We start from the raw sequence: 11648 nt of genomic DNA on the forward strand, positions 1-11648 counted from the left end.
AAAGTTCACAACAATCAGACCCGATCGACCGGTGCCGAGTTCAGGGCCGATTGCCCGGTGGCTGCATTGGTGACCACGGTCTTGATCGTGCCGTGGCCCTCCTTCGACAGCAGGAATTTGGAGTCGCCGAACTTGAAGGCGTTGTCCTTGATCAGGATGTCCTGGAATCTGATCGGACCGTTGCCGCTCTGATATCGCACCTTCGCGCGAAATCCCTGCACGTCGGACACCGAGAAGGAAAACTTCTCGCCCGACGAATAGGTCCCCTTCCAGGTCCCTTCCCACTGCGTGGCATCGACAGGGACATACTTGGTATGGGACGGAATCGGCGCAGGCTTGGACGTGTAGCCTGCCGCGAGAGTGCTGAAGATGTCACCCATAGCTCAACCTTCTTGCTTGATGCCCGCTTCTGTTCAGGCGCGGCCGCTGAGGCCGGCCGCGAGATTGCGGTTGATTTCGATCAACGGCTTGATGTGTTCGACCTGCGGGCTGACCTGCAGCGCCATGGTCTGGCTCACAACGAAGATACCGATGTTGGCGATGTTCTGCCGCACGTGCAACGGCTGCTGGTTTTCATCGCGCAAGACATCGCTGAGAAAAATGGACCACAGTTTACGATTGAACATCAGCGCTTCGGAGATCTGCTCGCTCGTCGCGTTTTCATTGGTGACGATAGCCTGCAACTTGTTCGCCGCCTTCAGCAGGGCCTGGGCTTCGATATCACGGGGGGAAGAGGTGGTGTTCGCAATACGTGCGTAGGCGTTGGCGGCAGCACTAGACATTCGTCACCTCAGCAACTCCTCTTCCAGTTTGATAAGCTTGCGCATTTCCTTTAACGAAACGTAGAGCTGGCCGCTTAAAATTAGCTTACTTGAGGCTTCGATCTGCGGCCTGAAGCTCGGCACCGCCTCCAGCAAATCCTTGACGAAGCCCATATAAAGTTCCTGGTACTTCGGGATGTCCTTCTCCAGGTACATCTGCTGCACGCAGAGATAGACTCGCTTCACCGGGGAATTGGCTGTCTCCGCCGTCAGGATGTCCTTCTCGCGCAGGATCGGCGCTTCGCCATCGATCAAAAAGTGCGCTCGCGTCTCCGAATTGGTGATCACGCTTTCACCGATGATGATCCGCTCGAACGGCTTCAATTCAACCTTCAGCGCCATCGCCTAACCCCTTGCAAACAGCCGCATCGCGGCGCGCGTGTCCGGAACCAATTACACGAATCACCATGAACAATACCCGAACATTCCAATGCAAAACTGCATCAAAAAAAAGGCTTTTGCTTCATTAACGGAGCGAGTTTGGGCGTCGTCCGTCGGCTCCATCGCGGTTTCAAGGAAAAGCGGCGGGACCCTGCCCCGCCGTTTTTATGGCCTGAAACGTTTCTCCGGCTTACTGGAGGAGCTTGAGCACGCTCTGCTGCGACTGGTTGGCGAGCGCGAGCGCGGAGACCGCGATCGATTGGCGGGTCGACAGCGCCTGGCTGTTGGCCGCCTCCTCGTTGGAGTCGGCCAGCGTCAGATTGGCCGATCCGGTTTGCAGCACGTTGATGATGTTCTTCGCGAAATCCTGGCGGATCTGCACGATCGAGAGGTTGGCGCCGAACGCCGAAGCCTGCGAGCGCAGCGTGCTGCTGGCGTTGTTGAGCGCGTTCAGCACCTTGCCGGTCAGCACGTTGTCGATGAAATCAGTGCCAGGGGCGAGCGGTGCGAGGCCGAGGCCATTCGGGTCGAAGCTGACGCCCGCAATCGTCAGCGTCGACTTGCCGGTTTCGTTGAAGATCAGCTTCAGCGAGTTGCCGTCCAAAAGGTTGATGCCGTTGAACGATGCATCCTGCGCCGTGGTCTTGATCTGCTCGATGACCTGGTTGTACTGGGTGACCAGCGTGGCGCGCGCGGTTTGCGACACCGCATCGGGAACCGTTCCAACGACTGTGCCGCCGGCGCCGCCACCGACCGCATTGGCGCTGATGTTGATTGCATCCAGCGTGGTAGGCGCAGTAGCGGCCGTCGTGCCGGTGATCGTCTGGGCTGCACCGTCGTTGGTCGACGTGAAGGTCAGCTCGTCCGTGTTGGTGATCGAACCTGACAGGTTGACGCCCGCCACTGCCAGCGCCGTGTTGAGCTGGTCGAGCGTCTTGACGGTCGCCGCCTTGGTCGTGGAATTGAAGGGCGAGGCAGTCGTGCCGACCGTGATCGTCACAGCGGTGCCCGCCGAATTGGTGAACGTGAAAACACTACCGTTGAGCTTGCTGGTCGTGAGGTCGGCGGCAGTCGCCGGACCTGCGGGGGGGACCCCGGTGCCCGTGCCGGTGAATGCAATGCTGGACTTGGTGCTGTAGCCCGTCGGCTGCTGCAGCGCCTGGTTGGCGATCGACTTGGCGGTATCGACCAGCTTCTGCAGCGAGGTGATGCCGGTGTTGGCGGCCTGCAGCACCTGTACGCCGTTGCCGATGCTGTCGAGAAGATTGCTGATGTCGCCGGCGCGGGCATCGAGGCCGGCCGCGGTGAAGTAGTTGGTCGGGTTGTCGAGCGCGCTGTTGACCTTCTTTCCGGTGGCGAGGCGGGTCTGTGTCTTCGAGAGCAGGTCGGCGGTGCCCTGCAGCGAGAGCAGGTTCTGGCGGACTGCCGCCGTCAGGACGATATCGGACATATTCAACGCCTTCCTCAAGTGTGCGTCGCCGGCACCTTCTCCCGCGCCGGCGGGCTACATGACCTCACCCGAGTACGTTATGAACAAAAGCTTTTAAAATGTGGTTAACGGTACCTTATGAGGCATGGTTAATAGCCGGTTCCCCTGCTCACAACCCTTTAAGGCGCTGTTTTCGAACGACATGATCCTCCCGTTCCAGACACAAAAAAACGGCGGGGCCGAAGCCCCGCCGCCGTGATGGATCGAGTAGTTCGCCGAAATCAGCGCAGGAGCTGCAGAACGCTCTGGTTCGACTGGTTGGCGAGCGCAAGCGCGGAGACCGCGATCGACTGGCGGGTCGACAGCGCTTGGCTGTTGGCCGCTTCCTCGTTGGAATCGGCCAGGGTCAGGTTGGACGACCCGGTCTGCAGCACGTTGATCAGGTTCTTCGAGAAGTCCTGACGGATCTGCACGATCGAGAGGTTGGCACCGAAGGCCGAAGCCTGCGAGCGCAGCGTGGTGCTGGCGGTGTTGAGCGCCGTCAGAACCGAGTTGGTCGCTGCGTTATCGATGAAGTCGGTACCGTTGGTGAGCGACTTCAGGCCGAGACCGTTCGGATCGAAGGTCACGCCCGTGATCGTCGAGGTCGACTTGCCGGTTTCGTTGAACACCAGCTTCAGCGTATCGCCGTTGAGCAGGTTGACGCCGTTGAAGGACGCGTCCTGCGCAGTGGTGGTGATCTGCTGGATGATCTGGTTGTACTGGGCAACGAGGCTGGAACGGGCCGTCTGCGACACCGTGTCCGCAACAGCGGCGACAACGGTTCCGCCAGCGCCACCACCAGCCGCGTTCGCGGAGATGTTGATGGTGTTGGCAGCAACACCGGTCGCAGCTGCCGTCGAGCCGGTGATGATCTGGCTCGCGCCGTCGTTCGTCGACGTGAAGGTCAGCTTGTCCGTGCCGGAAATCGAGGCCGTCAGATTGACGCCAGCCGCCGACAAGGCCTGGTTGAGGTCGTCCAGCGACTTAACCGTCGCCGTCTTGGCGGTGGCATTGTAGGCGACAGCCGTCGCACCGACCGTGATCGTGGCGGCGGTACCAGCCGAGTTCGTGAAGGTGAACACGCTACCGGTGAGAGCGCCCTGGTTCAGGTTCGAAGCACTTGCCGTGGTTGTTTGGCCGGTCGCAGCACCGGTGAACTCCAAGCTGGCCTTCGTGCTGTAGCCCGAGGACTGCTGCAGCGCCTGGTTGGCGATCGACTTCGCGGTATCGACCAGCTTTGACAGCGAGGTGATGCCGGTGTTGGCGGCCTGCAGCACCTGCACGCCGTTACCAATGCTATCGAGCAAGTTGCCGATGTCGCTGGCGCGGGCGTCGAGGCCGGAGGCGGTGAAGAAGTTGGTCGGATTGTCGAGCGCGCTGTTGACCTTCTTGCCGGTGGCGAGGCGGGTCTGCGTGGTCGAGAGCAGGTTCGCGGTGTCCTGCAGCGAGAGCAGGTTCTGGCGGACCGAAGACGAGAGCGTGATGTTGGAGAGAGACATGAACAAAACCTTTCTGGTGTTACGCAACAGCCCGGCCTTCTTGGCCGAACCCGGGGGCAACCCTGAAAGCAAATGATCAATGGGAAATGAAATCGGCCTGAGAGATCCGCCGATACCAGGCGGGTTCTGAAGTCATGTGGAATAAAGAGTGAAAATGATGGGTAAATGATGAGTAGAAGTCGAAACTTCGGGGCGGCAAAGCCATCCGGGGACGCCCAAGTGTCAGGCCATTAGAGAGCGATTGGTCGCCTCGTCCCAGCGTCTCGCCAGACCTTCGGCGTTTGCGCCAGCCGAAAGTATACCTTCCAACCCAGAACATTGGGCCGCAGATGATCCACCACATCAAAAAAACGGCGGGGCCGAAGCCCCGCCGCCGTGATGGATCGAGTAGTTCGCCGAAATCAGCGCAGGAGCTGCAGAACGCTCTGGTTCGACTGGTTGGCGAGCGCGAGCGCGGAGACCGCGATCGACTGGCGGGTCGACAGCGCCTGGCTGTTGGCCGCTTCCTCGTTGGAATCGGCCAGGGTCAGGTTGGACGACCCGGTCTGCAGCACGTTAATCAGGTTCTTCGAGAAGTCCTGACGGATCTGCACGATCGAGAGGTTGGCGCCGAAGGCCGAAGCCTGCGAGCGCAGCGTGGTGCTGGCGGTGTTGAGCGCCGTCAGAACCGAGTTGGTCGCGGAGTTATCGATGAAGTCGGTGCCATTGACGAGCGACTTCAGGCCGAGACCGTTCGGATCGAAGGTCACGCCCGTGATCGTCGAGGTCGACTTGCCGGTTTCGTTGAACACCAGCTTCAGCGTATCGCCGTTGAGCAGGTTGACGCCGTTGAAGGACGCGTCCTGCGCAGTGGTGGTGATCTGCTGGATGATCTGGTTGTACTGGGCAACGAGACTGGAACGGGCCGTCTGCGACACCGAGTCCGCAATTGCGGCGACAACGGTTCCGCCAGCGCCACCACCAGCCGCGTTCGCGGAGATGTTGATGGTGTTGGCAGCAACACCGGTCGCAGCTGCCGTCGTGCCGGTGATGATCTGGCTCGCACCGTCGTTCGTCGACGTGAAGGTCAGCTTGTCCGTGCCGGAAATCGAGGCCGTCAGATTGACGCCAGCCAGCGACAAGGCCTGGTTGAGGTCGTCCAGCGACTTAACCGTCGCCGTCTTGGCGGTGGCATTGTAGGCGACAGCCGTCGCACCGACCGTGATCGTGGCGGCGGTACCAGCCGAGTTCGTGAAGGTGAACACGCTACCGGTGAGAGCGCCCTGGTTCAGGTTCGTAGCACTTGCCACGGTTGTAAAGCCGGTCGCAGCGCCGGTGAACTCCAAGTTGGCCTTCGTGCTGTAGCCCGAGGGCTGCTGCAGCGCCTGGTTGGCGATCGACTTCGCGGTATCGACCAGCTTTGACAGCGAGGTGATGCCGGTGTTGGCGGCCTGCAGCACCTGCACGCCGTTGCCGATGCTATCGAGCAGGTTGCCGATGTCGCTGGCGCGGGCGTCGAGGCCGGAGGCGGTGAAGAAGTTGGTGGGGTTGTCGAGCGCGCTGTTGACCTTCTTGCCGGTGGCGAGGCGGGTCTGCGTGGTCGAGAGCAGGCTCGCGGTGTCCTGCAGCGAGAGCAGGTTCTGGCGAACCGAAGACGAGAGGGTGATGTTGGAGAGAGACATGACGCTACCTTTCTGGTGTACGCAACAGCTCAGCCTTCTTGGCCGAACCCGGGGAGACCCTGAAACCAAATGGTCAATGAAAACTAAATTGGACCGGCAGATGCAGTGCTACCGCGCCGGTTTCAAAATCATGGTTAAAAAAGGGTGAAGGGGAGCGGAGAGTTCGGCGAGGTCGGGTGGTCACCGGCGGCCGGGTGGTCACCGGCGGTCAGGTGTCACCAGGCGTAAACAGCGCGCGGACCAGCTTCCGAGGTCCTGCTCGCTCGCACATCATTGAAGGTCGCAAAAAGCGCCGCGCGTCTTCAGAGCGGTGGCAAGGCCCGCGGCATGATCATGCCCGGAGCCAACAGGCTCCGAGCGACGGCCGGGCCGGTGCGAAGCTCAGCTCGTCAATGCCGGCTCGTCGGGCGATGCAGATGCAGCGAGAGGGGCTTCGGCCATCTCCGGGGTGGGCCGCCACGCACCGATCAGATTCTGCAGCTCGGTCCGAATGCGATCGATCACGGGTGCGTAGTCGCGCGTTTCGGTCTGCCGGAACAGACGCGCGGTCGGATACCAGGGGCTGTCGTCGCGATCGAGCAGCCAGCGGTAGTCGGGCGTGAACGGCAGCATGATCCACACCGGGCAGCCGAGCGCCCCCACGAGGTGGGCAACGCTGGTGTCCACCGTGATCACGAGATCGAGGCAGGAGATCAAAGCGGCCGTAGCGACGAAATCCGTGAGGTGCTCGCTGACGTCGAGGATTTCGGCGCGTTCGCGCAGGAAGACCATGTCCTGGTCGCGCGGATCCTTCTGCAGGCTGACGAAGGTGGCATCGAGATCCAGGATCGGTGACAGCGCCTGTAGCGCGATCGACCGGTTGTGATCGTTCTTGTGAACCCGGTTGCCGGACCATACGAGGCCGACGCGGAAGCGATCGTGCGGTCCTAGCCGGCTTTGCCATTCCTCGCAGAGCGCCTGCGGAACGGCAGGCAGATACGCCACCGGCGCCGGAATCGTCTCCAGCCGCGTGCGGAACGCCAGCGGCAGGCTGGACAACGGGCAATGGACATCGAACGCCGGCATCATGGGGAAACCCCGCGGCACGCCGTGCGTCACCCCGGACATCCCCAGCATCAGGGAATGGATCGCACCCGGGACCTCGAGAATGACCCGCGCGCCGAGCGCAGCCACCATCGGCACATAGCGGGCGAAATGGAGCACATCGCCCAATCCCTCGTCCGCATGCAGCAGGATGGTCTTGCCTGCGATCGACTCTTGCCCCAGCCAAAGCGGCTGGGTGAAGTTGCGCTCGATCAGGCCGACATTGGCCTTCCAACGCGCTTCGCGGCCGGCCCAGCCGGTTTCGAAATCGCCGGTCAGCAACTTGTGCATGGCAAAGTTCCAGCGCGTCGACGGATTATCCGGATCGATGGCCAGCGCTTTCGCGTAGAGCACAAAGGCTTCATCGAACCGATGCTGTTCGACCAGCGCGAGCGCCTTGTTGGTCAATGTCGTCGGCTGCTTCGGATTCAGCTTGAGCGAGCGATCGAAGCACGCGTGCGCCTCGTCGAAGCGAAAGAATCTCAGATGGACGACGCCCACATTGCAGTGGGTTTCAGCGTGGCGCGGATCGAGCTGCAGCGCCCGGTTGTAATCGGCCAGCGCTTCCTCGAACCGCATTGTCTGCTCGAAGCAAATGCCGCGTACCTGAAAGAGGCCTACGCGCCCCGGCTCGATCTCGTCGGACTGATTGAACAAGGCCAACGCTTCGTCATAGCGTTTCAGATTAAACAGCAGTTGCGCGCAGGTGCTCGCAGCTTCCAGATGGCGCGGATTGAACTTCAAGGCATGCTGAAAACTCAGCACGGCCTCGTCGGAACGCTCCATCTTGATGAGCACGTTGCCCATGCTCTTCCACAGCTCGGCGTCCTCGGGCTTGAACATCACGCCGCGATCGTAGGCCTTCAGGGCCTCGTCCAACCGACCCAACTGTTGCAATGCATTGCCGAGACTCAAGAGGTATTCGGGTTTCGGCACCTGCCGGAGGGCAAGCGCGATCCACTCGACCGCGTGATCGTATTGCCGGTTGTGGAAGGCGACAATGCCCATCAGATGCATCGCGTCGGCGTAGTCCGGCTCCTGAGTCAGGGCTTGCCGGGAACAGCCTTCGGCTTCGGCGACCTGTCCCACCTGCAGAAGGCTGAAACCGAGTTCGCAGAGCGCAGCCGGCGTGGTCGCGTGCGGTCCGGGCGTGATCTTCGCGGATTTAGCGGCAGTCCGGCGTTGGTGACGGTTCATCAGCCCCCCAATTCAAAATGACCCCAGCGCCGAATCGTTAGGTGATTCCGCGGCAACCGGGAAGGATTACAAAGTCTCAAGCCCAAAGTCCGGCGATAACGGAGGCCAGTGACGGCCGACCCGTTACAGGAATTTCAACAGCGAGGTTTGATACAGCATCGCCGTCGTCTGATACGACGCGTTGAGGCTGTTCTGCACGGCGAGGAGTTTTGCCGTGACCTCCGCGTCGGTGACGCCTTCGATAGATTGCAGCATGGTCTCGGCGGTGTTCTTGGTTTGGGTCTGGCGATCGGATGCCGACTGCATCGCGGTCTGGGCGCCGGCGAAATCCGCCTGCATGTCCTGCACGCTCTGCTGGCCGGGCTGCGCCAGAAGTTTTGTCGCCACCCGCTGGTAGAGCGCGCCGATCTGGGCGCTGGCGTTCGGGTCGCCGGCCGTCGTGCTCATGGCGGCCATGGCCGCGATGGTCTGCAATTGCGACGTCAGCGCCGGCTCGTTGGCACGGGCGCCATATTGCACGCTGATGCCGTCGTCGACGCGGGCCACCGCGGTGCCGCGCGCGGGGTCGGTGCCGGTTTCGCCAGTGTACCAGGAGAGCGTATTCGCAGCCGTGCCGGGCACCTGCGTCGTCGCGGTGGCGAACGGCGGGCCGCCGACACGCGCCACCGGACTGCCGCCGAAGAATTCGCTCGACGCCTTCATAGCGGACGCCGCGACCAGGGCGCCGTTGGCGAGAGCGCCGACGGCGGTGGTCAACGCGGCGTTGACGTTGGCGGCGGTCGCGGTCGAGTTGGCGCCGATCAGGAACTGGCCGGCCTGCGGCGGCGTCGTGGTGGTCGCGGTCAACTGCACGTTTTCGCTGGTGCCGTCCGGCAGATTGAACGCCACCGTGATGGTGTCGCCGGTGTTCAGGTTGGTCGCGCCGAGATCGAACGACCCGGTGGCCGGCGAGCCGGTCGGCCCGGTGGTCGTGACGCTTGCAGCCGACGAGGTGATCGATGCGAGCTTCAGGCCAAACGGACCTGTGTCCTCGGTCAATGAAATCGACGTCGGCGTCGGCGTCGCCTGCGTCAGCCGGCCGGTGCCGGAGCCGACATCGGCCTGCTTGCGTTCCGCGATCAGCTGCTTCAGGCCCGCCTGCGCGCCGACACCGTCGAGAATGTCGCCGGTCGCCGCCGTCGCCGCGGTGTCGGTCGCGCGTCCGGAAAACAGATAGCGATCGCCCGACTGGCTGTTCAGCAGACTCAGCATCTCGTCGAGCGAACTGCGCGCCGTGCCCTGGGCGATGGTCTGGCCGTTGCTGGTGATCTGGGTCGAGGACGTCACCGCCGCGCCCTGCACCGTGGTTCCGATCGCTACAATCCGCGTCAGCGCCGCGTTGGCGACGTTGATGCGGGTGGTGACATTGGTCTGCGTATCCGCGAACGAGTCGATGCTGCTGATCTGCGCGCGCAGCGCGACGGCAAAGCCGCGGTTGGTGCCCATGCCGGCATAGGTGTTCGATTTCTTGCCGGTGGCAAGCTGGGTCTGCAGACTGTCGAACTGGCTTTGCATATCCAGGATCCGCGATGCCAGAATCGATGTCTTGATGCCTACGCCGCTAACCGTCATGATGACCTACTCCAAAACCGTCGCGCCAAACCGATCACGCTAGACCTGCATCAACGAGTCGAACATCTGCTTGACGGTCGACATCACCCGCGCGTTCGCTGCATATGCATTCTGCAGCGACAGCAAATGCGCCATCTCTTCGTCGATGTTGACACCGGACTGGCTGTTGAACTTCTGCTGCAGCGTGCTCAGCACCACATCCTGACCGTCGGCGATCTGTTTGGCAGTATCCGCCGCCTGGCCCTGGGCGCTGGCGATCTGCTGTGAAAAATTCGACAGCGTCGCCTGGAACGGTAACGTCGAGGTACCGAAGCCGGTCGACGGCGAATACAGCGACTTGCCGGCAGTGAGCTGCTGGTAAAGGAAATCCGGTCGCTTGGTGTCGCCGGACGGCGTCGTCGCGTTGTACTGTACCAGCTTCGACGGATCGCCGACGAGCTGGCTGTTCACCCGGATTCGCGCCGCGAGTCCCACCGACTGCTGGCCTGCCGCGGTGATCGCGCCGGTATAAAGGCCGTTGCCGTCGGTGAACAACGGCACCTCGCCGCTGCCGCCCACCAGCGATGATGTGGTCGACGTCACGGAGGCGGCGTTCACGGTCGCGGTTCCGATGCCGTTGTCGAGCACCCGCAACGTCGAGCCGGTGTTGGAGAACTGCAGGCCGGCAGAGCCGAGCGCCGCATTGAGCTGGCTCGTCACCGAAGCCATGCCGGCGGAGAAATCGATACCGATCACCTGATCGTTGGGATCGGTGGTGGCGTTGTTGGACAAGGGCAGCACCGACGGATCGTCGACCCGCACCAGCGACAGCTGATGCTGGACGTTGTTGGTATCCGTATAAGTGAGATGGACTGCATTGCCGCTCTGCAGGCCGGACAGATCGAGATCGAAGCCGTTCGACGTCCCCGAGCTCACCGCAGTTCCCGCCGTGGTCTTGTCCGACAACAGGCTCGACATGTTGGCGGCAAACTGATCAAGCTGGGTTTGCGCCTGCACCAGCGTTTTGTCACGCAGCTCAAGATAGCCGGCGATGGTACCGGAACGGATCGAATTGGTCTGAATCAGGTTGAGCGAACCGCCATTCGGGAAATGGACCGAGAGGGTGCCGAGGTTGCTCTTGGTCGGATCGGCGTCCCACTGGGTGTTCGGTGTCACCGTGCCTTGCGGATTGAACGACAGCGTCGAGGCCTCGGCACCGACCAGTTGCACGCCCGAATTGGTGAAGACCTGGATTTGATTGTTGCTGTTTTCGATGACGCGAATGTCCATCAGTTGCGACAACTGGTCGACATACTGGTCGCGCTGGTCCTTCAGGGCCGCGGCCGCAGCATCGCTGGTGTTGCCGCTCTGAAGCTGGGTGTTGAGATTGACGATCTGCTGCATCGCCGTATTGGCGGTGTTGACCGCGGAATTGAGCCCGGCTTCCGCCTGGCTGCGCAGCGACTGTATGCCGCCCGACATGCTGTTGAGCTGCTGCGTCAGCGACTGCGCGGCATTGAGCACGCCGATCCGTGCCGACTGGCTGTCCGAGCTGGTCGATAGCCCCTGCACCGCGGTGACCAGATTGTTGAACGCGGTCTCCAGCGTTCCGGTGCCGCCGGGGGTGCCGTAGATCGACTGCAGGCTGCTCAGGATCGAGGAGCGCAGGTCGGCGTACGACGCACCGGACTGCTCGGTGCGGATCTGCTGCTGCAGATACAGGTCGAGTTCGCGATTGACGCCGGTGATGCTGACGCCGGCGCCGATCGAACCGGAGGACGTCTGGATCTGATTGACGGTCTTGCGGATGTAGCCCGGCGTGTCGGAATTGGCGACGTTCGACGAGGTCAGCGACAGCGCAAGCTGGTTGGCGCGCAATCCCGACATGGCAATTGAGAGGGCTTGACTGAGACTCATGACAAACTGCTCGTTTCAATTCCCTGTC

The 11648-nt window shown here is 62.0% G+C and carries 10 protein-coding genes; 1 reads left to right on the plus strand and 9 read right to left on the minus strand.

What is annotated here, in order from left to right:
* Positions 1-14 precede the first annotated feature (14 nt).
* The 6 genes from ACPPVP_RS31665 to ACPPVP_RS31690 form a co-directional block, all read right to left on the minus strand.
* Positions 15-380: a hypothetical protein gene (locus ACPPVP_RS31665; protein WP_426527519.1), complete on the minus strand. Its 366-nt coding sequence runs from the start codon at positions 378-380 to the stop codon at positions 15-17.
* A 33-nt stretch (positions 381-413) separates the two neighbouring features.
* Positions 414-782, minus strand: coding sequence for a flagellar biosynthesis regulator FlaF (gene flaF, locus ACPPVP_RS31670; protein WP_426527520.1), 369 nt, complete (start codon positions 780-782; stop codon positions 414-416).
* 3 nt (positions 783-785) lie between these two features.
* On the minus strand, positions 786-1163 hold the full coding sequence (flbT, locus tag ACPPVP_RS31675) for a flagellar biosynthesis repressor FlbT (protein WP_426527521.1): 378 nt from the start codon (positions 1161-1163) through the stop codon (positions 786-788).
* A gap of 229 nt (positions 1164-1392) precedes the next feature.
* Complete coding sequence (locus ACPPVP_RS31680; RefSeq protein ID WP_426527522.1) at positions 1393-2652, minus strand: flagellin; 1260 nt, start codon at positions 2650-2652, stop codon at positions 1393-1395.
* Between the two features lie 260 nt (positions 2653-2912).
* Positions 2913-4172, minus strand: coding sequence for a flagellin (locus ACPPVP_RS31685; protein ID WP_426527523.1), 1260 nt, complete (start codon positions 4170-4172; stop codon positions 2913-2915).
* A 401-nt stretch (positions 4173-4573) separates the two neighbouring features.
* Positions 4574-5833: a flagellin gene (locus tag ACPPVP_RS31690; protein ID WP_426527524.1), complete on the minus strand. Its 1260-nt coding sequence runs from the start codon at positions 5831-5833 to the stop codon at positions 4574-4576.
* Here ACPPVP_RS31690 and ACPPVP_RS31695 point away from each other — a divergent pair.
* Positions 5832-5981 (plus strand): hypothetical protein, encoded by a 150-nt coding sequence (locus ACPPVP_RS31695; protein WP_426527525.1) that lies wholly within the window; start codon positions 5832-5834, stop codon positions 5979-5981. The two genes, ACPPVP_RS31690 and ACPPVP_RS31695, sit on opposite strands and share 2 nt — an antisense overlap.
* A 233-nt stretch (positions 5982-6214) precedes the next feature.
* Here ACPPVP_RS31695 and ACPPVP_RS31700 read toward each other — a convergent pair whose 3' ends face one another.
* The 3 genes from ACPPVP_RS31700 to flgK all read right to left on the minus strand — a co-directional run bounded on the left by ACPPVP_RS31700 (position 6215) and on the right by flgK (position 11620).
* Positions 6215-8113, minus strand: a complete 1899-nt coding sequence (locus ACPPVP_RS31700; protein ID WP_426527526.1) for a tetratricopeptide repeat protein — start codon at positions 8111-8113, stop codon at positions 6215-6217.
* A gap of 123 nt (positions 8114-8236) precedes the next feature.
* Entirely contained in the window at positions 8237-9724 is a 1488-nt protein-coding gene (locus ACPPVP_RS31705; RefSeq protein WP_426527527.1) for a flagellar biosynthesis protein FlgL, read from the minus strand.
* Between the two features lie 39 nt (positions 9725-9763).
* A complete protein-coding gene (gene flgK / locus ACPPVP_RS31710) occupies positions 9764-11620 on the minus strand; it encodes a flagellar hook-associated protein FlgK (protein ID WP_426527528.1) in 1857 nt (618 codons plus the stop codon).
* Between the last annotated feature and the right edge of the window lie 28 nt (positions 11621-11648).

The organism is Bradyrhizobium sp. McL0615 (assembly GCF_049993905.1).
Lineage (GTDB): Bacteria > Pseudomonadota > Alphaproteobacteria > Rhizobiales > Xanthobacteraceae > Bradyrhizobium.